We start from the raw sequence: 24,123 nt of genomic DNA, 5'->3' as shown, positions 1-24,123 counted from the left end.
TACTCTTTCGTTTATGAGCGAGCCTTGATACAGCCGCGATCGCGAGTAGCTTTCATGCCAAAAATCGAACACCCGTCTGATTCTCAGCCCCAATCATTGCTTAACCCAAAAAGTGGACGGAGGCGTTCCTATAAAACGCTATTGAGTCCCAATGGACGCACCACTTTTTTGCAGATCAATGCAAAGTCTGCTTTCTGGCGCGATCTCTACCACTTGCTGCTTACCATGTCATGGATGCAGTTTTTGGGCTTGGTAGTCGGGCTGTATTTAGCTGGTAATTTATTGTTTGCGGTCGCCTATGTTTTGGGCGGCGACTCTATTGCAAATGCTAAACCGGGTTCTCTCGTGGATGCCTTTTTCTTTAGCATTCAAACCATGGCAACCATTGGCTATGGCGCACTGTATCCCAAAACTTTTTATGCCAATTTGCTGGTGGCAATCGAGGCGCTGATTGGTTTATTGGGGGTTGCTATGATTACCGGGTTGATGTTTGCCCGGTTTTCTCGTCCATCGGCACGGGTGATTTTTAGCCGCGTGGCGGTTGTGGTTCCCTATGATGGCAAACCCACTTTGATGTTTCGCACGGCAAACAATCGCGGCAACCAAATTTTGGAAGCGCGACTGTGGGCAACATTGGTGCGATCGGAAACCACTGCCGAAGGCTACACCATGCGGCGAATTTATGATCTTAATTTGGTTCGGAGTCACAGTCCTCTATTTACCCTCTCCTGGACTGCCATGCACCCAATTGATGAAAGCAGTCCCTTGTATGGAGAAACACCAGAATCACTTGCTAACAGCGACGCAGATATCATCGTGTCGCTCACGGGGCTAGATGAAACCGTTGCTCAACCCATCAATGCCCGTGAATCTTATGCGGTGAGCGATTTAATTTGGAATCAGCGGTTTGTGGATGTGATTTTCTCGTTGCCTAATGGACAGCGCGTTGTGGACTACAGCTACTTCCATGATGTGACAGCGATCGCGCCTTAGGAGAATCTCAGTAGAAAAAAGAGGCGGATCTAACTCATTCAACGGTTACTGATCGCCCAATGACCCATTAAACTGACTGCCCAACTTGTCCACCTAAATTTAGTTGACTCGCTTGCGAAAACCGCAGATATCAAAAAATTAACCTGAACAGTAAAATCTTTCCTGAAAATTGTCTGAAATTGGCTGCTACTCAGTATTTCATCTGAAACGATTACCCTAAAAAACAAAACATAAACTTATTCAGAGGGTTAGGTTAGGTAAATACCAATGCATAAAACTTTACAAAGTTTAGTAAGATGCATTTATTGATGAACTAAGCATTTATTCTTATTGCCATGCAAGCGGATCAATTTCCTTGGCTGACCGCGATTATCCTACTTCCCCTAATCGCAGCAGCGCTTATTCCAGTATTACCTGATAAAGAAGGTAAAAGTGTCCGGTGGTATGCCCTTGGTGTCGGTTTCGCAGATTTTGTATTGATGGGTTACACCTTTTGCACTCATTACGATGCAAGTAATGCTTCCTTCCAACTTGTTGAAACCTATGCTTGGGTGCCCCAGCTAGGGCTGAACTGGTCAGTTTCAGTAGATGGCTTATCGATGCCGCTTGTATTATTGGCAGGTTTGGTCACAACGCTCTCGATTTTTGCGGCTTGGCGCGTCGATCGCCGCCCTCGCCTTTTCTACTCCTTGATGCTGGTGCTATATGCCGCCCAGATTGGAGTCTTTGTCGCCCAAGATATCCTGCTTCTCTTCATTATGTGGGAAGTGGAACTAGTGCCTGTCTACTTACTCATTTGCATTTGGGGTGGACAAAAACGCCGCTACGCCGCCACCAAATTTCTGATTTATACCGCTGCTGCTTCCATCTTTATCTTGATTGCTGGATTGGCAATGGCATTCTCTGGCGACACCATCACTTTCGATATGGTGCAGCTAGGATTAAAAGATTATCCCTTACCGCTAGAGTTGGCGCTTTACGCAGGCTTATTGATTGCTTTTGGAGTCAAGCTAGCAATCTTCCCGATGCATACCTGGTTGCCCGATGCTCATGGTGAAGCATCTACGCCTGTGTCCATGATTTTGGCAGGAGTGCTGCTGAAAATGGGTGGTTACGGGCTGATCCGCCTTAACCTAGAACTTTTGCCCGATGCTCACGTTTATTTTGCGCCAGTTTTGGCAGTTTTGGGCGTAGTCAACATCATTTATGGAGCCTTTAGTTCCTTTGCCCAAACCAACATGAAGCGCCGTCTTGCCTATTCCTCCATTTCGCATATGGGGTTTGTGTTACTAGGCATTGCTTCCTTTACCGATCTGGGAATGAGTGGAGCGCTGTTACAAATGCTCTCCCACGGCTTAATTGCAGCAGTATTGTTCTTCTTAGCTGGAGTCACCTACGATCGCACCCACACGATGGCAATGACCGAAATGGGCGGCTTAGGTCAGGCATTGCCCAAAGTCTTTACTTTGTTTACCATCGGGGCTATGGCATCTTTAGCGCTCCCTGGGATGAGCGGTTTTGCCAGCGAATTGGCAGTGTTTGTTGGCATAGCAACCAGTGAGAGCTACAGTTCTATCTTCCGCACAGTCACCGTTTTGCTTGCGGCTGTTGGCTTGATTCTCACCCCAATCTATTTGCTTTCCATGCTGCGGCAGGTGTTTTATAACTCTGGTGAAGCGTCGTTTTGCGGCATGAGCGAAGACGATATGATTGGCACTGCACAACAGGAAGCTGTTTGTTTTGGTACAAGCTGCGTGTTACCGGCTGATGCAGAATTTAACGATGCTGTGCCGCGTGAAGTGTTTATTGCCGCTTGCTTTATTGCTTTGATTATTGGCATTGGAGTTTATCCAAAACTGACCACTGGGTTGTATGACGCAAAAATGGTCGCAGTCAATGATCACATCCAGAAATCTTACGCTCAACTGGCTCAAGCCAATCCTCATATTTACGCTCAAGATTTTCTGGTGCCATCCATTGGCGACCCTGAACTTGCTCCTCTTCTAGGAGTAGTTAAGTAGTCGCTGTTGGTCTAAACGATTCAGCCTAGCAACGGATGAATAGGTTATGACACGAGTACATATCCCAGTTTTGCAAATATGCCCACCTGCGCGAAGCAAGCTAGACCCCCAACCCTTTGTATCTTAAGGATAGAGAGATAGACCTCTCCTAGAGCGAGAGAGGGATTTAGGTGAGGGTCAAAATTGATGGCTTGGCAAGGGTTTTCAGCATTTTTACAAAAACTGTCTGAAGTACTGTTAAAAAAATCGTTTTAAAGTTCGGCAAATGAGTACGGTTTCGTACCGACAGTCGCGATCGAAGAAATTTAGCATCGTAGTCCTACGATGCTAAATTTCTTTTTTTACTGTTTATTTTTCACTATTCCTATGAGTTCAATCTCTAAGCCCCAGCATCGAGTTTCTTTCTTATCCATTGAAACTACGCAGAGCGTGACTAAACATGAACTTGGAAAATCGAGTATTGCAAACTAGCAAGACTGACCTTTCTCTAAACGGAATTAGAGTACTTGTGGTGGATAACGATGCGGATACCCGGTTGCTCTACACCATCATATTAGAAGAATATGGAGCCGAAGTCCTTGCGGTTGGCTCCGCAAAAAATGCCTTACTTGCAGTGGAACAGCTAAAGCCCCATCTGTTGATTAGCGATATTTATTTACCTGGCGAAGATGGCTATAGTTTAATTTATAAGATTAGAAGTTTAGACCCGGTGCAAGGCGGACACATTCCCGCGATCGCGGTCACCGGTTTGTATAAAGACCTGTGCGACCTCAACCCCACATTCGCTAAATTTCAACTCCATTTCACGAAGCCAATTGACCTGAAGGAATTAGTGACCGCAGCAGTTAGCTTAACCAAGCCAGAACGGATACCCCAATGATGCGAGATACAGCGCTTAATTAGATACTCATTATACTTAACGCACCAACTCTAATGCCCCACCCCCAGCCCTTGTTCCCTCTCTTGTGGGAGAGGACTAGGGTGAGAGTAGATTGGATTTGGTGAGGCAAGTATATTAATGCCCTTAATTGCCTATTCAAGCCACAGAGCTAAGTGATTTATAAAAATGATTGCTTTACAAAAGCGGCTCATATCTTTAGGATTGTGGCAGCTTGAATTGAGATTTTTTTGGTTAGGGCAGCGTCATGTCAAATTCTTCACCTCCAGGGCAGCGTCCACCTCATCTACGAGATGACGAGCCGATCGCGCTCCTCATTGCCGCACTATCTTTTGGTGCCATTTTCTTCTGGATATTCAACCAAAATCAACAACAGTTTTCTCTGGGAAATTTTCTCAAAAAAGCAGGTGAAACGAAAGCGCCTCAAGTGATTACTGTACCTTTGCCTCAACCCACAGAACCAGAAATCCCTGGGATCAAAAAAAGTCCTCCCTTAGAAGACCCCGCTCAACAACTCACCCCCCCTGGGGCAACTGCCCCTGTCGCTCCAGTCCCACCCCCCGCAACCGTAGTCCCGTCTCCATCGGCTCAACTGGCTCCGACTCCCATCCAACCATCGGGTACGCCCTTATCCTTCGTCGATGTGCCAACCAACTATTGGGCATATTCTGCGATCGCTGCCCTTTCAGCCCAAGGGATTATCAGTGGCTATCCCGATGGCACCTTTAAGCCAGACCAGCCAGTCAACCGATCAGAATTTGCGATTCAGCTTCAAAAAGCTTACGCTAAACCCAATCAGATGCCAGCGATTGCATTTTTAGACGTGCGACAAGGAGATTGGCGGTTACCCGCGATCGATCAAGCCGTCAAAATGAACTTTATGCGTGGCTATCCCGATAAAACGTTTCGTCCCACTCAAAAAGTTTCGCGCATGGAAGCCGCAGTTTCCATGGCAAAAGGATTAGGGCTACCAGTTCCCTCTGATCCTGAAGCGATTTTGCAAAGTTATCCCGATCAAAATCAAGTCCCTGCATGGGCGCGATCGCTCCTGGCTGCCGCCATTCAAGCCGAGCTAGTTTCCGGCGATCCCGATACAAAACAGTTAAATCCAAACCAAGCAGCATCCCGCGCAGATGTGGCAGCCTTCGTCTACAAAGGACAAAAGCTAGGGGCAAAGTAACCAAAAAGCAATAAATTATCATCGAGAACTTAAAAAAAGTATTTCAGTTTTTGAGACTTAGGCTTAAATGTAGACAGGACTGCATTGCGGAAGCCTAAGGAGTGAAACATGCACCTATTCAAAAGTCATCGATTAAATATGCAAGTAGTAACCCGCTGGAAAAATCAACTCGCTGCGATCGGCGGTATGGCTCTTGCCGCTGGCTTGTTCGTTAGCACCCAAGCCCCTGCTCAAGCTCAAGCAGCTTACGGCAGCTACATTGGGGGTGGCATATCGTTTGGTGTAACCAACGGTGGCGGTGGTCCAAACGAAACCACGAATGCTTCGGGCAATCTCGCAGTTCGCTATAAGTTTCTAAGAGCGCCTGTTTCATTGCGAACTCAAGTTTTAGTCGGCGGCAATGGTGCAGCGATCGTTCCCACAGTTTCCTACGATATTCCCATTAACTGGCAGGGAGATGCCTACATTGGAGCAGGTGCATCTATCGTCAGAGGCGATAAAACTCCCATTGGTAATAAAGGCAGCTTCGTCATTCAACCCGGCGTTGACTATTCCTTGCCGAACACCAGCTTGATGCTATATACCAATGCGATCATTGCATTTGATGGCTATAAATCCAACAATGGCACCGCAGTATCCATTCAAGCAGGCGCAGGGCTAAGGTTTTAGCGCAGGCTTTAAGCAACTTGAGCGGTTCACCATAGCCTAAAATAATCAATTCAACTTAAACCTTGGATGATTATTTGACAGCACAGATTTATTGGGCATCCTCAAACCGGGTAATATCGTCTTCGCCTAAATATTCGCCATTCTGAACTTCAATCATCACCAGCGGAATCACCCCAGGATTCTCGACCCGATGGGGAGTAGACATCGGCACATACGTGGACTGCTTCTGGATCAAAATGGTTTCTTTGCCATCGCAAATTACCTTGGCAGTACCCGACACAACCACCCAATGCTCACTCCGGTGATAGTGCATTTGGGTGGTAATGTGGTGTCCGGGTGCCAGTTCAATTCGATTAATTCGGTAGCGATTCCCTTCCTCCAGCAGCGTGACATTGCCCCAAAAACGGACACGAGTCGCCTCATTTTCTGAAGCCGTCTCATCGGTGATTAACTGAGAATTGTTATCGCTCATCGATCGCTCCATCCAAGTAATTACTCATTTAAATCAGCTTTCTCACTCATGAGTTTGTTGAGGAAACACCTACATTGGAAAATCTTGTTCAAACTTTTGTCGAGTCAGGGGTTGCTCCAACACTAAACCCTCTCCTCCCAACGTTTCCAACGGTTTTCCTTCCACCGAAAACCAAACACCCATAGCCGGATTCAGACTAGTAGCCGTATATAAAATTTGAGCTAAACGCCCCGTCATCGAGGTGCTGCCTCCCCCCAGCGTAAACTCTTTAGACAGATCGATATGAATTCCGTCGGGTTGAATCGACAGGCTGCGAAGCTGAGTCCTGGTTGGAATAGTAGTTACCTCATTTGCTGTTGAAGACCCTGCCAAAAGTTGCTGAATCGCAGTTTTGAGCAAAGAATTCGCATCGCCGCTAGAGCTTACTTTGATAGGGCGGGGGGCAAGTTCAATTGCTGTATCCGAGGGTTTTAACCAGTAGATCTGAAGCGTTTTATCCGCAGTTGCCGGAATGGAATCGATCGCAGGATTTTGAGTATTTGGGTTAGAAGGAATGGGCGCAGCAGGCGTTCCCGCTTTCTCAGGCTGAGACGATTCAATCGTATTGGCAGCGGGTAAGGGTGGAGTACGAGAGGACCATGCCCACCAAGCAGTACCCCCACCAGTTAGCAAAAGGATCGCAGAAAACGCTGCAAGAATACCGGGAGGAATTGGGCGGCGGGGCTGTTGGTCTTGCATGAGAATCTTCCTCAAACGGTTGAATATAGAATACTAGCGATGGCGCGATCGCATAGAATCATCGCAAGTTTAATAGATCTACATCCGCTTGGAGCAATTTCGGCAATAAACAGGCAAAAAGTTGCAAAGATAAAATGTAAAGATTTAAATCTTTAGACCTTGGGGCAACCGCAAGAATGCGACAAGTTCCAGTTTTTTATCCTTTACCTGAAACCGAATCACTCTTGCCGTCAATTGTGACCATTTCACTTGACCCAGACCGCCAGGTAAACTACTCAACTGCTCCAGCTTAAAGCGGTTGAAAAGGTTCGTCGCAAACGCTTGAATAAATTGTTCCGGAAGCTCTTCTCCATTGAGCTTCAGCATCGGTCTAGTCAAGGTCAGTCGTTGTCCTTCCGCAAACGTGATCCCCGATTCTGCCTCAATCTTAAACTTTTGGGCAGTTTTCACCTCTTCAATTTCAACCTGCAACCTAATTCTGCCACCCGGCAAAAATTCTACGTTCGGGTTCAGAATCCGATACTCATCCAGTTTGGTTCGCAAATCTTGGATGCGCTGAGGAATTCCTGTTCTGTCTGCTTCTCCAGATGGTTCTGCTTGTGCCTGTTTACTATTGCTGTTGCCCAAACCCCGCAATAGCTTTTGAATTTCCTGTTGAACTATCGGCGATCGCAGCGCGCTAATCAAATCCTCCTCTCGAATCACCAGCCGCATCCCCACGCCCAGCGGTGCCTGTAACTCTGTCTTTTTCTCCTTTCGCAGCGCTTTGACATTGACATTGATCGGGTCAGTTTCAAATTCCAGGGTATCAATCCGGATGCCTTCCAAGGGAAATAGCCCCCGTCCGGCAATCCGAATTTTGTCTACTTTGCCCCCGATCGCATTGTGAACCGGGGTATTATCTACCCGCACTTTGAGTTGCTCTACCTTTTTGAATTGACCCCGAATCGTACTTTCAGCGACTTTATCAACCCCAAAGTTAACGGGCGAGAGAACACTAATAAGGCTAGAAAGAATCAGGATGAGGATTTGCATAGTAGATTTTAGGTAGAGATTTTGAACTATGAATAGTAGATTTTAGACTAGACCGTTTGAATGACTCTAGGGTCGGCACAACTCTACAAACGGTTGTTCACCTGTCTCAACCTACCATTCAATCCACCGAATGATAGTTGGATTGGCTTTAGCTTAAATCACCATCTGGCTTTCCTCAATGGCTACCGATTCGGCTACTGATTCATCAGTGGGTTGTTTTACCCGCTCTAGCCACTTCTCAGCTTTTGAGTAGTTATCCTTTTGTACCTGTTGAATCGCTTGCTTAAAGTTTAACTGCACACCCCACACATCAGTATGGAAGCGCTTTTCTTGCTTCATCTGGTCAAAGAATGCGGCAGCTTCAATGTGCGAGAGTTGACCGATCGATTTAGCGATCGCCATAAACCCTTCAAATACATCGTCTGCCATCTTTGCGTCCCCACAAACATAGTAATGACATTGAGGATGACTCAGCGATCGCCAAAGTGCTTGGGCGTTCTCTTGCATCAATCCTTGAACATAGACTTTCTTGTCCGTCAATCGAGAGAAGGCAACTTGCAGATCAGTCAGCACACCTTGATTTTGCCAGGTAATCAATTGGTCGCCGTAAAGGAAGTCAGTGTGATTGCGACAGCCAAAGTAGAGGCAAGCCCTACCCAAGGGAATTCCCTGCTTTTGCAATGCTTCTCGATATTGCAGGAAGGCAATTAGCGGTGAAACGCCCGTGCCGGGACCAACCATCAGCATCGGCGCTTGGGAATCGAGCGGGGGACGGAACCCAGAAGTGCGAACCCCAATCCGAACCTTAGATCCCGGTTGCAGCCCAGCTAGATAGTTAGAGCAAAGCCCCTGTCTCGTCTTGCCTGCATCTGTTTTGATTTGCAAAACTCCTACCGTAATTTGAATCTGCTGAGGATGCAGCAACGGACAGGAAGAAATGGAGTAGAGACGCGGCTTTTGCTTGGGTAACAGTTCCAGCAGCGCTTCTAGGGTAATAGGAGCCGAAGGAAACTGATCAAACAGATCCGCAACACTCATGCAGGTGTCAGTGATCGTCTTCTTGAGCGCCACACTGTCCGCATGATCTTCGCCTTGCCGCAAAATTTCTAGCCAGGTTTCTAAGCGATGCTTTTCTTGAGGGTTTTGAGCGACGGAGTACAGGTACGCCAGCAGATCGTTAAAGGGTTCGCGCAATGCTAGGTCGAGTTCTTCAGACAGTAGCTGACCGACCGTAGTCGGAACGGCAACCGGAGGCTGATCGTCCGTGGTTTGTCCGTCAGGTGTGACGTAGTGAGCCGTAAAGTAAGCAGTCGGGGAAACTCCAACTCGCGCACAGAGGCGATCGACCAGTTCCAGTAGATTGCAAGGATAAACGGCAACATGATCGCCCGTTTCATACTGCAAATTGGTATCGGCAATGTCAAAGGCAATATAGCGAGTAGAACGGCTGCCCGGAATCACTTCTTGCAGCAGTTCATTGTTAGCAATGACAGGAACTGCAATGCCGCGTTCGTGAAACGTGTGCGTAGCACAATCGCCTGAAATAGCAGCAAGGGGCGGCAGATTCGCTGCGTCCAGGAAGGTTACGGCGAGTTTAGGAGCCGTTGCGCTTGCCGAATCACCAGCAGTTGCATCTTCACCCAACACGCGAGAGATTAAGCCCAGCCATTGCTTGAAGGTGTCTGCCTGACCTTTAATCTCATCCCCTTTATGCAGAGGAGCCGCGCGATTAGCCCCTGCTTTTGCTATGGCTTTATCTACAGAAATCCCAGCCGCGCAGAACTGCTCATACACGGTGCTGCCAATGCCCAATACGGAATAGTTCAAGCCATTGAGCGACCCCGCAGGCTGCTGTTTCAGCCATTGCAAGAATCGCTTACCGTTACTGGGCATTTCGCCATTCCCAAAGGTCGAGGTGACAATTAGCAGCAGCTTTTCATTGGCTAGTGTCTCCACCGGGTATTCGTCGAGTGCCATCACTTTTGGGCGGAATCGCTGTAACTGTCGGGCGGCTTTACGAGCAAACCCTTCTGCGGTGCCAGTTTCAGAGGCGTAGAGAATCAAAATTCGGTCTTGTCTATCGCCGTCTTCATCTGCAACCGCCATTAGTTTCTCCAGATCAATGCCGTCTGCGATCGCCCACTGATCCGCCGCATGGTGGTAAGCAGGCTCCAGGTAGAAATCGCGCATCTGGTGATGCCAAACCGGACAGGTACTCCCACCTGCTGCCGGAACCACCCAACCAGAGTCTCCCGGACATTCCCGTCCCGCTTTTTTCTCCCGCAAATCGTGGGTGAGGAATTGCCGCGAAGCTGTTTGGTGATCGACCATTGTCACCTTCGCTTTCTGGAAGGAGTGGAGAATGGCGATATTCAGTTCAAGTGCTACGCGATCGCGCCACAACGTCTGCTCAGAACTGGTGTCCAACTTCAGAACTTGGGCAATCTCCTCCATTTTGTTGTAGCGGTATTCGTCGAGGAAATCCCGCATGATTTCGGTGTCCATATACCAGCCGTTGAACGGCATACAGCCATACTGGATACCGCCAATATGCACCGAGAAATTGCTGATCGCCGGAATGGCATACCAGCGCATCCCAATCGCTTTAAATTCTGGAACGGTTGGGTGTTCGATATGCACTTCCAGCACTTCCTCTGGCTGCCAGTGATACATCTTTGGCTCCTGACCCGGAACCTCAATTACCACAGGCAGAATGTCATACTCAGTACGGGGTTCAGGCGGTTGCCAGCCAAATTTGATAATGGCATCGGTCAGACCCAGGTTTGCCGCATCACCCATGACACTGCCATTGGGCATTTTATATGCTGCATAGCGATAGAGTTGAGAATTCCAGAAGCGCGAACCCCACCGTTCCTTGGGCTGCTTGGGACGGAAGACGGTCATCGTAATTTGCAGGTTGCCGCCGTTCGTTGCAAACTTGACGTGTTCCTGACATTCGCGGAACATCTCATCGGGGTCAGTAACGTGGCGGCGATCGCGCACCACCATGTTGTTCCAAGAAATTCGCCCGACACACTTGGAGGCATTGCGCCACGCAACCTGAGTGCCATACGCCAGTTCTTCATAGGTGTGGGCGTAGGTTCCCGTCGCTTGAACCTCCTCGCGAATCTCTTTCCAGCGCCGCTCTTTGTCCTCTAGTTCCCAGGTCTGTTCTGACGAAATCAGATCGAGGAACTGTTTAGCTTTTTTGAGAATGCGCTCTTGATTCAGCATCGGCAACTTAATCACGCTGACGACACGATCCATCAACGTTTGCCATCCCTGACGTAACTTTGGTGTGAAGTCTGGCAGGTACTTTTCAAACAGGATAAATAGTGTATCCGTAATGGCGGGATAGGCGCAGGTTGGAACCTCCGCAAAGCTGTGAACCTGTCCTAAAAAGCGCAGTTCTTGCAGCATCTCCTCACTGCTGCCACTCCGCAGACAGCGCACCAAAAACTCTAAGGCTTGAAACAGGTGCAGCGATAGATAATCCATGTCTGCCCGTCCAAAAATCGGCAACACGAAAGAATATTTTTCAAATAGAATCTGGTAAAACTCCATCCCCATCTGCTGCTTGTTTTGACCAAACGCCTCCCAGCAAGCTGCCATTTCTTGCAGCATCTCCGGTGGTAAAGCATTATCATATCGACGCGCTGCCGCTGCCATCGGTAGAACAATATGAGTATCAAAGAATTTGTAGAGGGCAGAGTTTGCGCCTTTTTGCAGATCCTCGCGATCGTACTCCTCCAGATATGGAATTGACGGCAACATCCACATCCACACCTGCCGCGCCTTCAGCCAGTGCTGCGGACGCATCCCAATTTCCGCAAAAAACTTGCCGTAATCCTCAACGGAATCCAATCCATCCCCGTTTTCAGGCGGTATGCCCATCAGAGGCTCACCGACGATATTTTGCGTTTCGGGCTGAAGCTGGTGAATAGCACAGTCAAACAACTCATAGAAGAAGTCGTTCATGCCGTCGATCGCTTCTCCAAACAGATACTCAAGATCTGGCTCTTCTAGCAACAGGCGCTTCAGAAATGTCTCCATCTCTAGCTCTTTCCACGCCCGTAGCTTGTTCCACACATCTTTGACGATCACTTCATCCTGTGGAGTCAGGGGCATGGACTGAGGCAAATCAACTTCCACTGGTTCTGCCGCGCCTTGAGTGCGACGACGAGAACCATTCTGCTGACTAAATACTGTAATCGTGCTGCTGGATTCACTGGTGCTTTCGGTCAAGCGGACTTTTAGCTTTAGCTGCGGGGCAGGTTCCCAGGTGGTAATTGGAAACTCTAAATCGGCATTGGAATCACCGTTTAAGGATTCCTGAGTCGTGAAGGTTACGGTTCCCGCGTCCTGCCAGGGGTGGCTAATATCGCCTTCTCGATAGCATAGAGTAATGGCGATCGTGCAGTCTCCCTGATTCTTCAACTCCACTAACCAGCTTGGTTGCATTCGGGAGAATAAATCCTTTTGCAGTAGGGACTCGCCTTCAGAAGAGCTAAGCTGCACTCGACACTTATATTTATAGTGACGGTCAACAGGAAACTCAAGGGCAGACACTTCGGTCAGATGGATAATTCGCTTACGAGTAAGAGTTTGAAGGTCAGGCATCTTAGGAGGTAGAAAGGGGCACAGAGACGCAGCGAGTTATTGAGACGAGTACAAAACGTCAAAGTGTAATCTATCGCAAGCATGAAGAAAACGGGGATATCACTATAAGTCTCTTAATGTTTATAAATGTAGTGACTATCGGTAGTGACTATCGGCAATCTCACCTCAACTATTCCCAATAAAAATTTCTGGCGCTGCTGAATGCAAGTATGGTTTCTGAGTGTAAGTTTGGCGATAGAGACTGACTAGAGAGCTTGACCAAGGTTTCTGAAGCCTCTGTTTGTCATATGCCTAGCATCATTGCTCAAAGTTAAGCTTTTAGTGTTCAGAAAGTGTGAATTTGCAATGATCCATCTGCAACGATTCGTCAACGAGTGGCTTCAATGAGCCATTGTTTTAAGGTAGAAACGACATCGGCGATCGCCAGTTCTTGAACATCATGAGTGGCACGTTTTACCACTTCGACTTTGCCGTTTTTGAGCGATTTCCCCGTCACAATACGATAGGGAATGCCAATCAAATCTGCGTCCTTAAATTTCACGCCAGCCCGTTCATTGCGATCGTCTAACAGCGTCTCAATTCCAGCTTGATTTAGGTCTGCATAAAGCGTCTCAGCCGCTTGCACTTGCTCCGCATCCGCCATATTGGGAATGACGACGATCGCGTGATAGGGCGCGATCGCTGGTGACCACACAATCCCATCCTTATCATGGGATTGCTCAACCGCAGACTGCGCCAACCGCGACACGCCCACACCATAGCAGCCCATCACCAGCGGCTTTTCTTCTCCTTGCTCATTCGTGTAGGTTGCCCCTAACGCGGTCGAGTACTTGGTGCCCAGTTGGAAAATGTGCCCAATTTCAATCCCTCGTGCGGTTTGTAGCCGTTGAACCGGGTCGTGAATTGCGCGATCGCCCGCGATCGCCTTCCGCATATCCACGACCAATTCTGGCAGTGTAAATTCTGCGCCCCAATTTGCCCCCACTTGGTGATAGCCCGCTTCATCAGCGCCTGTGACAAAATTCTTTAGATCCACAGCGGTTTTATCCACCATCCGCAAAAACTTAGGAGCCACCATCCCCGCTGCTTTCGACTCAACCGGGGCAGGCTTAGGCGGCTTGATGTAGCTATCAGATAAATTGGGTGCCATGTATCCCAAAGGCAACGGTTTCGCCGCCCACTGTGCTTGAGCCGTCGCATCCGGCACCGTCAGCCCAATTACCGTACTGCCGCCATAATTCCCTGCTAGCTTCACCAACTCATTTTGCAGCTTCACCTCGTTGACATCCTGGTCGCCTCGAATGCTGACCAGCACTAAAACAGTTCTACCGCTGTCATAGACCGCTTGATACAGCACATTTTTGACGATAGCAGTGGGCGAACAGTTCAGAAATTCACACAGCTTGGCGATCGTTTCAGTTCCCGGAGTTTCGCGCTTTTCAGCCGTGGTAAACGGGGATGCTTCTACCTCAGTCGGTAAGGCGATCGCTTTCTCCACATTAGCGGCATACTTGCCATCTTCGGTATAGAGGATTTCGTCCTCACCCGCTTCCGCCAGCACCATAAATTCTTGCGAACCAGACCCCCCGATCGCGCCCGAATCTGCATCCACTGCCCGAAACGCCAATCCGCTTCGCCGCAAAATATTGTGATATGCCTGATTCATCTTTTCATAGGTCGCTTTCATTCCCGCTTCATCCGCATCAAACGAGTAGGCATCCTTCATAATGAATTCCCGTCCGCGCATCAACCCAAACCGGGGGCGAATTTCATCCCGGAACTTCGTTTGAATTTGGTATAGGTTCACAGGCAACTGGCGGTAGGAGCGGATCATATCGCGGGCGATCGCGGTAATTACTTCCTCATGAGTCGGTCCCAAACCCATCGATCTCCCTTGGCGATCGACCAGGGAAAACATGATTCCTTCCGCTTTCGTGTAGGTATCCCACCGTCCCGACTCTTGCCACAACTCGGCAGGCTGCATCTGAGGCAGCAAACATTCCTGCGCTCCAGCCGCATCCATTTCCTCCCGCACAATCTGGGACACCTTTTGCAACACTCGCCACATCAGCGGCAAATAGGCATATACCCCACTAGCAACCCGGCGAATATAGCCCGCCCGCAGCAGCAGTTTGTGGCTAGGAATTTCCGCCTCTGCCGGATCTTCCCGCAGAGTAACCAGTAGCATCTGTGACAGTCGCATGACCCGATTCCTTTTCAGCCTTCAATCATCACCAGTGTACGGTATTGCGGCGAAACAGATGCAGCGATCGCGGTTGTTTAGACTGATGAACAGGCGATTGCATCAACGGTATTAAGCACCCCGCGATCGCTCAATTTGCATGAGCCGCTCAATCCGAGATTGGGTGGATGGATGAGTTGAGAATAACCGAGAGAATGCTTGTCCAGAAATAGAGTTGATGATCAGCAACGGAGAAAACGCTGGGTTCCCTGCCATCGGCAGTTGACGGGCACCCATCTCTAGCCGCTGAAGCGCATTCGCTAATCCACGCGGATTGCCCGTAATCTTGGCAGCCCCCGCATCCGCTTCATACTCCCGTGTGCGAGAAATTGCCATTTGAATCACACTGGCAGCGATCGGCGCTAGGAAAGCCATTAACAATACCGCAATTGGATTTGGACGATTCTCGCGATCGCCCGTTCCACCAAAAAAGAGCGCCATTTGCCCTAAATAGGAAATTGCGCCACCAATCGTTGCCGCCACCGCCTGCGTTAACGTATCGCGGTTAAGGATGTGAGTTAACTCATGGGCAATCACCCCCTCTAGCTCATCCGCTGGCATCATTTGCAAAATTCCTTGGGTCACTGCAACCACTCCATGGTGTGGATCGCGCCCCGTGGCAAACGCATTGGCAGCCGGTGAAGGCACAACGTAAACTCCTGGCATCGGCATGTTAGCTCGTTGGCTTAACCGCTCCACCATCTCAAACAATTCAGGAATTTGCTCACGGCTCACCGGTTGCGCCTTATAGCTAGACAACGCAATCTTATCGGAGAAAAACCAAGAGCCAAGATTCATGACACCACCTATCACCAGCCCCAGCAGCAAGCCACTTCTGCCGCCAATCAAACCGCCGATCGCCACCAAAACGCCTGTCAACAATGCTAAAAGAGCGACAGTTTTAAATTGGTTCATAGTTTATTCTCTTAAAATAACTATTAACAACTGTATAAAAATCAGTGCCGAAATGATCGTAAAAATCCCTTCAGAATGACTAAAGCGACTCAAATAGAGTACGAGGTAAACCTGACTGACGAACAATGGATCGTAGCGTTCCGATGCGGAGTTCATCATGATCAGGGACAGGGACAGTCACAGTCGTTTCCTCAGACTGCAATTGCATAATAATATGGCTACCGCGCTGCCTCACTTGGACAAACCCATGGGCTTCTAAAATCTGGCAAACGGACTTTCCTGAGAGCCTTCGCAACTTACCCAACTGCGACCTCCAGGCTTGTGATGAAAACCTCGGACTGAAACTGGAGTCGGCGCTGAATTTCCGAGGGGCTAGCCGCTTCAAAGAAAAGCTCCAAGGCTTCAATCAGGTTTCGCTTTGCCTCCTCGACAGAATCGCCCTCACTGGCAATGTCTAGTTCAGGACAAAGCGCCACATATCCATTTCCTTCCTGCTCAATGATTGCCGTGAACTGCTGAGTCTTTCCACTCTGGTCAATCTCGATTTCGTGGGCGATCGCGGTAATCTCCGATGCAAACACCGCATCGTCCATCATTTCAACGTCAAGATACTTCGTTAATCGCTCCAACTCTGCCTGGGAGCCGTTTTGCTCAATGGCGACGATCGAGCTTTCCACCTTGGGATTGCCTTGAAATCGCTTGGAGATCGCCAACCGTAGGGTGTCCATTTTTTTCAGTCTTGCTTCCGTCAGTTTCTTACCTGTTTCTCCTGCGGCACTTTCTAGAAACTTGGTAAATGCCAACGTTGCGATCGCCCCTGCTGTCAAAGTAATTGGATCGGTCATTGGTATTATCCAAAAACGGTTATTTCTGTTGTAACCCGGATTCTGAACCTTTTTTGAGAAACCCATGAATCTTAGATTGATTCTACAAAGCAGCTATGGAGCGGATAGACTATCGAATAGCGATCGCCCATCGTTTCAGCAAGGCGATCGCCCCGGTTTGTTGTCTAGAATAACCACTGTTGATGTCATCCGCTCCTGTTGCCACACCCAATCTGCCGACCCTGCGTCCTTACCAGCTTAAGGTGGTCAAAGAGGTGTATGAAAAGCTGAGTCAAGGCTATCGACGGGTGGCGATCGTCGCAGGCACCGGAGCCGGGAAAACCGTGATTGCTGGGCAGATTTGCGCCCACACTCGCGCTAGGGGGTTTCGGCTGCTGTTCTTAGTCCATTTGGATGTACTGGTTGGGCAAACCTACGAGAAAATGCGCGACTTTGGGCTAGAGTGCGGCTTTATCAAGGCAGGCTGGAAGGAAGACCCGACTGCGCCGATTCAGATCGCCAGTGTCCAAACGATGCTGAAGCGGTCTTGGTGGCAAACGTGGCAGGCGGACGTGATTTTGTATGACGAAGGACACACGACGATTTTTAGTCAGGTGGGACAGCAGTTATTGTATGAAACTCATCGCCAAGCGGTACATCTGGCGCTGACGGCAACGCCCTATCGGTTGGGCAAAGAACAATTGGGCGACCATATGGAAACTTTGGTTGCGTCGCCTGTTCCTTCCACCCTTCAGCGGATGGGCTTTCTTGCGGCGATGAAGTATTACGGGATGCCTGACCCAATTAACCTGGCTGGGGTGCGGACGATCGCTGGAGATTTTGATGAGCGAGATCTCAAATATGCTTGCGATCGCCCTGAACTCGTAGAGCGCGTCGTCAAAGAATGGTATCGCCTTACCCCTGATCGCCGCACAATTGCTTTTTGTGTGGATGTGGAACATGCTCGACATATCGCTGAAGCCTTTCGGATGGCTGGCATTCCTGCTGATACCGTAGATGGCAATACGCCAATCAAGCAACGACATAAGCTCTATCAAAGTTTGCGGGATGGCAGCTTGACCGTACTGACTTCCTGCAACGTCATCAGTATTGGCTTTGATGAACCCAGCGTCGAAGTCGGCTTACTGTTGCGCCCCACCCAATCTCGCGCTCTGCACCAACAGCAAATCGGGCGCGTTATGCGAATCTCACCGAAGACCGGAAAAACCCACGGCATCATTTTAGATCAAGCCGGAAATCTTCAGCGGCTAGGCTTTCCCGAAGACATTGAGGGCTATCGATTGCCCACTAGCACTGAACCCGATGAACCCGGTGTGGCTCCCAAGAAACAATGTCCCGCTTGTGGTCGCATTGTCTGGGCATCGGCGATAGTTTGCCCGGACTGTGGACATCAATGGCTCCAGCCAGAAATAGAGATTCAACCCAGTGAGTTAGTGGAAGTGGTGAATGAATCTCGCGGACTGGAAGGACGCGATCGCGCTGAGTTAATTGCCTTCTTCCATCGCCTGCGGCAAAAGTGTTTTCGAGAAGGGCTAGCTCCCGATTTTGCGCTGCGACTGTTTTACGATAAGCACGGCATATTGCCAGAAGATGCCTGGTGTCTAAACTCCACCTTTGGCAACCATCCCACCGTCGATGAGCAGCGGCTTTATCAACGGTATCTAGTCAGCATTGCCAACCGCAAAGGAAAATCGCGATCGTGGCTGGTCAGCGAATTTCAAAAAGAATTTGGCGCTGGCGATGGGCAACACTTGTTTCCGCGATCGCTCTAAAGTTGGAATCGCGGTGCGCTGGAAAAAACGGCTGAGTGCGATCGGGGTAAGAAGGTGAGGTAAGGAAAACATCAACACGCAGTTACGTCATTGTTTATACAACAAAAATCACATTGTCTCAGCAAAGATATTCTGTAAATCCACGTAAGCTTTCTCGCTAGTCTCCCTCAGCAAAATATTATATAAAAATCCTCGACAATGTTCCATAGAGACGATATGTAAGGGGGAATTCTTGATATGTTCGACCTCGGACATTATTAAAATTTTTTTCATGTAATTGATGTTGTTATGCCGCAACGGCAAGATTGTCTGTTGAAATCAAGGAAAAATTGGTACAAAATTGTTAATGATGAAGTTGAAGTTTATCTGTCATTTGAGTGTCTATGGGTAGATGGATTGGAAACGTTATTTACATTGATAAAAATCCAAACAACCCGACTGAAGGTTGGGGGTGGGTAGAAGTTACAACAGAGGACATGAAGCGTTTTGGCATTCCTAGTAAGCACCCTACAACGAGGAGAGTGACTAAAACGAAAGAAATCACAGTCACACGATATAAAGATTCAACTCCATACACCGAAACATACATCAATACGTATGAAGATTTTGTTTGTCCTCCCTCTAGAGGCAAAGCTGGTGCGAAGAAATTCACGCTGAATCTTGATGGTGAGCTTATTACAATAAGAGCGCAAAAATCTCTAACCATTCAAGCAATATGTACATGGATCAAGACTTGGGCAAGCCCAAACGCTAAGCTCATTACTCCAGGTAATAGAACACACTCTCTTGATGGCGAGAAGTTAGCTCATCAAGCTCATTTTATTTACTTTATTCTGAATGAAAATAGCAATGCGATCAAAATAGGTCGGGCAAAAGATTTAGCAAAGAGGATGAACGCGCTTCAAACATCTAGTCCAACAAAGTTAAGGCTGATCAAATCAGTGCAAGTCGAAGGACGCGAAGAAGCTCATGAACTAGAACAATCACTGCATAAACAGTTCAGTGAAATTAGATTGGCTGGAGAGTGGTTCAAAGCTGAAGCAAATCTTCTGGAGTACATCAGCCAGTTGTGACAGTAGGGGCTACATAACAACTCATTTAGAGCAGACTGAAGGAGCCGCTCGGTACAAATACGATGATTATTTGCAAAATTTTGAGGCGATCGCCCTAACGCTTTCATCCCTGAGCATTTGAAAAATCAGCGTGATTTAGAAAAGCGGCATCGAATCGAGCGTTGGTTAAGTTTGCACGACGAAACAGGGTGCCGGGTGCCTGCCGAATTTCGTAAAAAGTGAGCGTCAAAGATTGGAGCGTCAGCCAGAGCAGAACAAGGGCAAAACAACTCAACAAAATTCCTCCTGCAAAATGCCCGGTGCTGAGAAACCCGATCGCCGTTACGCCCGTTAAAAATGCCGCTCCATATCCCATGACGGCTCCTGCCATATTGACCGCGATCGCTCCGCTGACCCCACCCCATCGAATTAAGAATAGCCCCGTGACTACACCGCTGATGACTGCCCCCGCGATCGCCCACTGAGGATTTTTTTCCATGACGCTGCCTGCATAATAAAATCCGTTTATTGCTGCTGTGGTGATTGCCGATACTATAAAAGCCGCACGATTGACCTTTGAACCAAACGGCGAAATGGTTTGCAGTCCGGAGGTAATCCCCGCAACGCATAAACTGAGAAAGAGCGCAAGCACATAACCCCAAGCGCGATCGCTAGGAGTTTGCCCCAATGCCCCAAACACCAAACCACTGACTGCATGACTAGAGAGTAAAAAAGTGGCGATCGCAATTCCGACCCAAATCAATCGCTGCCGGACGGTTTGCCCGATTTTCACCCGTTCAAAGTTTGCGCCGACTAACTCCGCTCCGCAAAAGTCGCACCCCCGCAGATCCGCCCCGCTAAAATCGGCTTTACTGAGTAGATGTCCTCGAAAAGACTGGTTTCTCAAATCTTGATTGGCGTAAGAGCGCGATCGCGGATGCATAGGCTCAAAACTTTTCTCCTCCATGAAAACTCCCCTCAAGGTCAGTCTTACTCTGTTAGGCATCAGCATTCTATCCTTACCGATCGCGGAGTTTGGCTGGATGGTGGCTCAGCGTCCGCCCCAATCTAACCTAGAAAAAACGTTGTTTGAAGGGATTAACTATCGGCGTGAGTTTCAACCGTTGCCGCGCCCCGTGATGCTTCACATCATCGCCATTGATTTAACCGCACCCGGAATCAAAGCCTTAGTGACACCCGGAACAACCGCTTCAGACAATCGTGAACTCAAGGCGCGGACTTCTTCAGAGTTTTTGCAGGAATTTAAGCTGCAAGTTGCGGTGAATGCCAACTTTTTCTATCCTTTTGCAGAAGAATCGCCCTGGAACTATTTTCCTCACAGCGGCGATCTCGTCAATGCAGTAGGGCTAGCGATTTCAAACGGCAACTCCTATTCCTCGCCTGAGTCAGGCTGGGCAGCCTTATGTTTGATGGCAGACCGCGCCCAAATTGTCGCCAATGGAAAATGTCCGAAAGGCACAATGCAAGCCGTCGCGGGAAATGTCATGGTCGTCACGAATGGAAAGCCATTGATCTCGCAGCCTGGAACAGCAGATAGCGAGGAAGCTTATTCTCGAACCGCGATCGCGATTGATCGAACTGGAGAAAAACTGTGGCTCATTCTTGTGGATGATAAGCAGTGGTTATATAGCGAAGGGGTAACGTTGGCAGAACTAGCGCAGATTGCGATCCGGCTGGGAGCAGATGCCGCAGTTAATTTAGATGGCGGCGGCTCAACGACCCTTGTAGTAGACACTCCAGCCGGAGCAACGGTATTGAACTCACCCGCTCATACTAAAATTCCCATGCGATCGCGCCCAGTTGCCAATCACTTAGGATTTTATGCGCGTCCCGTGCGATCGCCCTAGGATCCAAGGCGAAAGCTCTGTACAGTGAATCTACCTTTAGAGCAAAAACTCTGCGATCGCCACCGCCGCACCATTTGCCTCAACGCCCAAAGTCACCCAATCCGCAGCAGCTTTCACAGCGGCGGGAGCATTGCCCATCGCCACCCCAATACCTGCATATTGAATCATTTCCAAATCATTGAAATTGTCCCCAATCACCATGACATTTTCCGGCGCAATGCCTAAATAGTTTTCTGCCAAGTACTGAACCGCTGTCCCTTTGTTGACCAAAGGATTAGTTGCCTCAACAAAAATAGGCACCGATTTAGTCAGATACAATTCATCAGCCGGATGCCGATCGCGCAACTCCGCCAACACTCGATCCATCAGCATCGGATCTTCTCCTAGCGCCAAGACTTTAGTTGGCTCCTGGTCGAGCAGCGATCGCAAATCCCCGACCGGAATCGGAATCACACTAGTCCGATAGCCATAATCTTTACTATCAGCCGTAAGTTCCCGGACATAAAGCTGGTCATCAATATAAAGATGCACAGAAAGCTGATCGCGCAGGGCTGGCTGTTCATAATAATCCAGCAGGTCAGCAGCAAGCCGAGCCGATAGTGTCCAATGACGATGAACCTGTTCTGTCGTTGGATCTTTGATTAAGGCACCTTGATAAGCCATCAGTGGCAGCGTCGCACCGATCGCCTGGTGAAACCGAAGCGCCGAGCAATACATGCGTCCGGTCGCGATCGCCACCTGTATTCCTTTTGCTTGCGCCGCTTGAACTGCTTGCTTAATGGGTTCACGAATTTCGTTGGAAACCCCAGCGATCGTGCCATCAATATCAAGCACTAACAGGTGGATAGTTGCCTTAGAAGAATTAGGTTGCATAGATAATCGCTAGGCGTGGTAATTGAATAAAGAACAGCAGGTATTCCAATTTGATATTAAACGCGATTTTGCAAAGCCGCTGTCGCCCGGAAATCATGCTAGCCGGATTAGAGCGATCTGGATTAGATAATCGGCAGCAAAATATGAGATAAACAGTTCTCAGTTAGCTTGGCACTTCCACCACACATCACGGTCACGGTGGTAATTTTCTGGTCGATCAACCGCGCTTCACTTGCCAAGGCACCTGTTCCAGGATTCACCGGATAAGCCGGAAAGCAAGCCGCACTGAGGCTCAAGCGAATCGCGCAACTTTTCTGAATACAAATACAGGTCGGCTGAAGTGTAAAAGTCAGAGGGTCAGTGTTTTGTGCGGGCTGAACATGAATATAACCCTGAGCGAAATTGTAAACCGCGCCGTTAGGATGCACCGTTGACACCACAGCACTCAGATCAAAACTCACCGTATCAGCAAAACAGTAAACCTTGAGAGTTATCTCTCCAGCTAAATGTAAGTCTTCTGGCAAAGGTTCAGAAGTATAAGTCAAAACATCCGTGCGGCAATCCAACGCCGATCGCTCAAACGATCCAGCCGGAAAAGCGGCGTGACCTCCCTGAGCGGGAACGGGTCGCCAGGGGTCATGAACCAAAACATCAAAGGAATGTTGAATGTCAAGAGTATTGCATAGCGAGTGCTGAATCAGAGTCCCGTCTTGGGCATCCATGCCAGCGAGTCCAGTGCTGGAAAGATAAAAAGCAGTCGGTTCAGGAGAATTCCAGGAGTTGAGCGATCGCCATTGGTTGGTGCCCATCTCAAATAGCTGAATCAATGGTTCGTTCAGCAAACCCGTATCATTGCCTTTGAGGAAGTGATCAAACCAGCGAATTTGCAGGCGATCGCAGGGATTATTGGCTTCGACACCATACTCGATCGCGCCCACCCGTCTCCCCCAAGGCAAATGCGCCCAAGCACCCACAATTAGCTGTTGGCGATGCTGGCTGCGGGTTGCCATCTCCTGATAAAGACTCAAGGTGCCCCTTAGAAAGGGATCAAACCATCCGCCAATATGCAGCATCGGCAAATCCACATCTTGCAGATAAGTGTTAGGTGAAAGGGTTTCCCAATAAGCACCCGGCTGAGGATGGGCTAGCCATTCATGATAAAACGAGGTCGGATCAAGTTCGCTTAAAACCCGCGATCGCGTTGGCACTGTCTTATCAAACGTCAAACTCTTAGCCGCCGCCGCCAAATCACAAAAAGCAGCTTCATTTCCCTTCAGACGAGCCGTTTCAGCCGCTAGTTGCAGTGCCCAACTGAGATTTGCCTGTAAACAAAAAGCACCATTTTCATACGCCCAGTCCTGATAGAGATCATAGGCAAGCATCGCCGGACATAGGGTTTTGAGTGCCGGCGGTTGGGCAGCTGCCGCATATAGCTGCGTCATCCCTTGATACGAAAAGCCATACATTCCCACTGCGCCAGTGCTGTCAGGAAGACGCGCCGCCCATTGGACGCTGTTGTAGCCATCCTCAATTTCATGAGCAAATAGATTAAACTCACCTTCCGAAGTGCCGCGCCCCCGCACATCTTGAATGACTACGATGTAGCCCTGAGCAGCGTACCAAGCTGGATGAGCATACACAACCGTAGACGCGATCGCCCGTCCATAAGGTTGCCGCATCAATAATACAGGAAACTCGCCGTCCACGCTAGGACGATAAATATCCGCATCTAGCCGCACACGATCGCGCGTCCACATCGAAGCCATTTCTTGAACGACAGGGAAAACCATTCAGATCAATTTGAAGCTCCGAATTGATCCCAAATTAAGTTTTTCAAGTAGTCAGAACCAATGATTTTATCAACACATTAGTACAATCCAACTCTTACAAAAACTATTGCGATCGCAATTTGTGAACTCATATGAACTCA

General features: G+C 48.8%; 20 protein-coding genes. 9 read left to right on the top strand and 11 right to left on the bottom strand.

The features are described 5' to 3' along the window. Nucleotides 1-54 precede the first annotated feature (54 nt). From AB3R30_RS14665 to AB3R30_RS14645, 5 genes are all read left to right on the top strand, one after another. Nucleotides 55-993 (top strand): ion channel, encoded by a 939-nt coding sequence (locus AB3R30_RS14665; RefSeq protein WP_458649942.1) that lies wholly within the window; start codon nucleotides 55-57, stop codon nucleotides 991-993. A 335-nt stretch (nucleotides 994-1,328) separates the two neighbouring features. After that, a complete protein-coding gene (locus tag AB3R30_RS14660; RefSeq protein WP_458649941.1) occupies nucleotides 1,329-3,014 on the top strand; it encodes an NAD(P)H-quinone oxidoreductase subunit 4 in 1,686 nt (561 codons plus the stop codon). A 439-nt stretch (nucleotides 3,015-3,453) separates the two neighbouring features. Continuing rightward, the gene (locus AB3R30_RS14655) at nucleotides 3,454-3,894 is read left to right on the top strand and encodes a response regulator (protein WP_458649940.1); all 441 of its coding nucleotides are present in this window, start codon (nucleotides 3,454-3,456) and stop codon (nucleotides 3,892-3,894) included. A gap of 265 nt (nucleotides 3,895-4,159) precedes the next feature. Then, a complete protein-coding gene (locus AB3R30_RS14650; protein ID WP_458649939.1) occupies nucleotides 4,160-5,092 on the top strand; it encodes an S-layer homology domain-containing protein in 933 nt (310 codons plus the stop codon). A gap of 108 nt (nucleotides 5,093-5,200) precedes the next feature. Beyond that, entirely contained in the window at nucleotides 5,201-5,761 is a 561-nt protein-coding gene (locus tag AB3R30_RS14645; RefSeq protein WP_458649938.1) for a hypothetical protein, read from the top strand. Between the two features lie 88 nt (nucleotides 5,762-5,849). Here the strand turns inward: AB3R30_RS14645 and AB3R30_RS14640 are convergent, their stop codons facing one another. From AB3R30_RS14640 to AB3R30_RS14605, 8 genes are all read right to left on the bottom strand, one after another. Next, the gene (locus tag AB3R30_RS14640; protein WP_458649937.1) at nucleotides 5,850-6,233 is read right to left on the bottom strand and encodes a phosphomannose isomerase type II C-terminal cupin domain; all 384 of its coding nucleotides are present in this window, start codon (nucleotides 6,231-6,233) and stop codon (nucleotides 5,850-5,852) included. Between the two features lie 69 nt (nucleotides 6,234-6,302). Then, nucleotides 6,303-6,971, bottom strand: a complete 669-nt coding sequence (locus AB3R30_RS14635; RefSeq protein ID WP_458649936.1) for a GerMN domain-containing protein — start codon at nucleotides 6,969-6,971, stop codon at nucleotides 6,303-6,305. 144 nt (nucleotides 6,972-7,115) lie between these two features. Beyond that, on the bottom strand, nucleotides 7,116-8,006 hold the full coding sequence (locus AB3R30_RS14630; RefSeq protein WP_458649935.1) for an LmeA family phospholipid-binding protein: 891 nt from the start codon (nucleotides 8,004-8,006) through the stop codon (nucleotides 7,116-7,118). 153 nt (nucleotides 8,007-8,159) lie between these two features. Next, nucleotides 8,160-12,626, bottom strand: a complete 4,467-nt coding sequence (locus tag AB3R30_RS14625; protein ID WP_458649934.1) for a nitric oxide synthase oxygenase — start codon at nucleotides 12,624-12,626, stop codon at nucleotides 8,160-8,162. A 367-nt stretch (nucleotides 12,627-12,993) separates the two neighbouring features. Continuing rightward, entirely contained in the window at nucleotides 12,994-14,829 is a 1,836-nt protein-coding gene (gene proS, locus AB3R30_RS14620; RefSeq protein WP_458649933.1) for a proline--tRNA ligase, read from the bottom strand. A 111-nt stretch (nucleotides 14,830-14,940) separates the two neighbouring features. Continuing rightward, the gene (locus AB3R30_RS14615) at nucleotides 14,941-15,783 is read right to left on the bottom strand and encodes a M48 family metalloprotease (RefSeq protein WP_458649932.1); all 843 of its coding nucleotides are present in this window, start codon (nucleotides 15,781-15,783) and stop codon (nucleotides 14,941-14,943) included. A gap of 79 nt (nucleotides 15,784-15,862) precedes the next feature. Beyond that, nucleotides 15,863-16,078, bottom strand: a complete 216-nt coding sequence (locus AB3R30_RS14610) for a type II toxin-antitoxin system HicA family toxin (RefSeq protein ID WP_458649982.1) — start codon at nucleotides 16,076-16,078, stop codon at nucleotides 15,863-15,865. 1 nt (nucleotide 16,079) lies between these two features. Beyond that, entirely contained in the window at nucleotides 16,080-16,628 is a 549-nt protein-coding gene (locus AB3R30_RS14605; protein WP_458649931.1) for a type II toxin-antitoxin system HicB family antitoxin, read from the bottom strand. Between the two features lie 64 nt (nucleotides 16,629-16,692). Between AB3R30_RS14605 and AB3R30_RS14600 the strand changes: the two genes are divergently transcribed. The 3 genes from AB3R30_RS14600 (at nucleotide 16,693) to AB3R30_RS14590 (ending at nucleotide 19,473) form a co-directional block, all read left to right on the top strand. Then, nucleotides 16,693-16,869, top strand: a complete 177-nt coding sequence (locus AB3R30_RS14600) for a hypothetical protein (protein WP_458649930.1) — start codon at nucleotides 16,693-16,695, stop codon at nucleotides 16,867-16,869. After that, nucleotides 16,811-18,400: a DEAD/DEAH box helicase gene (locus AB3R30_RS14595; RefSeq protein ID WP_458649929.1), complete on the top strand. Its 1,590-nt coding sequence runs from the start codon at nucleotides 16,811-16,813 to the stop codon at nucleotides 18,398-18,400. Before AB3R30_RS14600 ends, AB3R30_RS14595 begins: the two co-directional genes overlap by 59 nt. Before the next feature lie 383 nt (nucleotides 18,401-18,783). Beyond that, nucleotides 18,784-19,473: a GIY-YIG nuclease family protein gene (locus AB3R30_RS14590; RefSeq protein ID WP_458649928.1), complete on the top strand. Its 690-nt coding sequence runs from the start codon at nucleotides 18,784-18,786 to the stop codon at nucleotides 19,471-19,473. Nucleotides 19,474-19,576: 103 nt separating this feature from the next. On the opposite strand, the gene AB3R30_RS14585 is transcribed toward AB3R30_RS14590, so the two are convergent. Beyond that, on the bottom strand, nucleotides 19,577-20,419 hold the full coding sequence (locus AB3R30_RS14585; protein ID WP_458649927.1) for a pentapeptide repeat-containing protein: 843 nt from the start codon (nucleotides 20,417-20,419) through the stop codon (nucleotides 19,577-19,579). On the opposite strand from AB3R30_RS14585, the gene AB3R30_RS14580 reads away from it, so the two are divergent. Continuing rightward, nucleotides 20,418-21,320: a phosphodiester glycosidase family protein gene (locus tag AB3R30_RS14580; RefSeq protein WP_458649926.1), complete on the top strand. Its 903-nt coding sequence runs from the start codon at nucleotides 20,418-20,420 to the stop codon at nucleotides 21,318-21,320. The two genes, AB3R30_RS14585 and AB3R30_RS14580, sit on opposite strands and share 2 nt — an antisense overlap. Before the next feature lie 36 nt (nucleotides 21,321-21,356). Here AB3R30_RS14580 and AB3R30_RS14575 read toward each other — a convergent pair whose 3' ends face one another. Continuing rightward, a complete protein-coding gene (locus AB3R30_RS14575; RefSeq protein ID WP_458649925.1) occupies nucleotides 21,357-22,193 on the bottom strand; it encodes a Cof-type HAD-IIB family hydrolase in 837 nt (278 codons plus the stop codon). A 122-nt stretch (nucleotides 22,194-22,315) separates the two neighbouring features. After that, nucleotides 22,316-23,959: a CocE/NonD family hydrolase gene (locus tag AB3R30_RS14570; RefSeq protein WP_458649924.1), complete on the bottom strand. Its 1,644-nt coding sequence runs from the start codon at nucleotides 23,957-23,959 to the stop codon at nucleotides 22,316-22,318. Nucleotides 23,960-24,123 lie beyond the last annotated feature (164 nt).

The sequence above is a fragment of the Sivoneniella epilithica UHCC 1019 genome (genome assembly GCF_040830845.1).
Taxonomy (GTDB): Bacteria; Cyanobacteriota; Cyanobacteriia; order Leptolyngbyales; family Leptolyngbyaceae; genus ULC077BIN1.
Note: the sequence above shows the minus strand (reverse complement) of the source record. Positions and strands in the feature narration are given on the sequence as shown.

Bases quoted from the DNA above. Each gene is read 5' to 3' on its own strand.
- AB3R30_RS14665 (WP_458649942.1), top strand. From the start codon at position 55: ATGCCAAAAATCGAACACCCGTCTGATTCTCAGCCCCAATCATTGCTT.
- AB3R30_RS14660 (WP_458649941.1), top strand. From the start codon at position 1,329: ATGCAAGCGGATCAATTTCCTTGGCTGACCGCGATTATCCTACTTCCC.
- AB3R30_RS14655 (WP_458649940.1), top strand. From the start codon at position 3,454: ATGAACTTGGAAAATCGAGTATTGCAAACTAGCAAGACTGACCTTTCT.
- AB3R30_RS14650 (WP_458649939.1), top strand. From the start codon at position 4,160: ATGTCAAATTCTTCACCTCCAGGGCAGCGTCCACCTCATCTACGAGAT.
- AB3R30_RS14645 (WP_458649938.1), top strand. From the start codon at position 5,201: ATGCACCTATTCAAAAGTCATCGATTAAATATGCAAGTAGTAACCCGC.
- AB3R30_RS14640 (WP_458649937.1), bottom strand. From the start codon at position 6,233: ATGAGCGATAACAATTCTCAGTTAATCACCGATGAGACGGCTTCAGAA.
- AB3R30_RS14635 (WP_458649936.1), bottom strand. From the start codon at position 6,971: ATGCAAGACCAACAGCCCCGCCGCCCAATTCCTCCCGGTATTCTTGCA.
- AB3R30_RS14630 (WP_458649935.1), bottom strand. From the start codon at position 8,006: ATGCAAATCCTCATCCTGATTCTTTCTAGCCTTATTAGTGTTCTCTCG.
- AB3R30_RS14625 (WP_458649934.1), bottom strand. From the start codon at position 12,626: ATGCCTGACCTTCAAACTCTTACTCGTAAGCGAATTATCCATCTGACC.
- proS (WP_458649933.1), bottom strand. From the start codon at position 14,829: ATGCGACTGTCACAGATGCTACTGGTTACTCTGCGGGAAGATCCGGCA.
- AB3R30_RS14615 (WP_458649932.1), bottom strand. From the start codon at position 15,783: ATGAACCAATTTAAAACTGTCGCTCTTTTAGCATTGTTGACAGGCGTT.
- AB3R30_RS14605 (WP_458649931.1), bottom strand. From the start codon at position 16,628: ATGACCGATCCAATTACTTTGACAGCAGGGGCGATCGCAACGTTGGCA.
- AB3R30_RS14600 (WP_458649930.1), top strand. From the start codon at position 16,693: ATGAATCTTAGATTGATTCTACAAAGCAGCTATGGAGCGGATAGACTA.
- AB3R30_RS14595 (WP_458649929.1), top strand. From the start codon at position 16,811: ATGTCATCCGCTCCTGTTGCCACACCCAATCTGCCGACCCTGCGTCCT.
- AB3R30_RS14590 (WP_458649928.1), top strand. From the start codon at position 18,784: ATGGGTAGATGGATTGGAAACGTTATTTACATTGATAAAAATCCAAAC.
- AB3R30_RS14580 (WP_458649926.1), top strand. From the start codon at position 20,418: ATGAAAACTCCCCTCAAGGTCAGTCTTACTCTGTTAGGCATCAGCATT.
- AB3R30_RS14585 (WP_458649927.1), bottom strand. From the start codon at position 20,419: ATGGAGGAGAAAAGTTTTGAGCCTATGCATCCGCGATCGCGCTCTTAC.
- AB3R30_RS14575 (WP_458649925.1), bottom strand. From the start codon at position 22,193: ATGCAACCTAATTCTTCTAAGGCAACTATCCACCTGTTAGTGCTTGAT.
- AB3R30_RS14570 (WP_458649924.1), bottom strand. From the start codon at position 23,959: ATGGCTTCGATGTGGACGCGCGATCGTGTGCGGCTAGATGCGGATATT.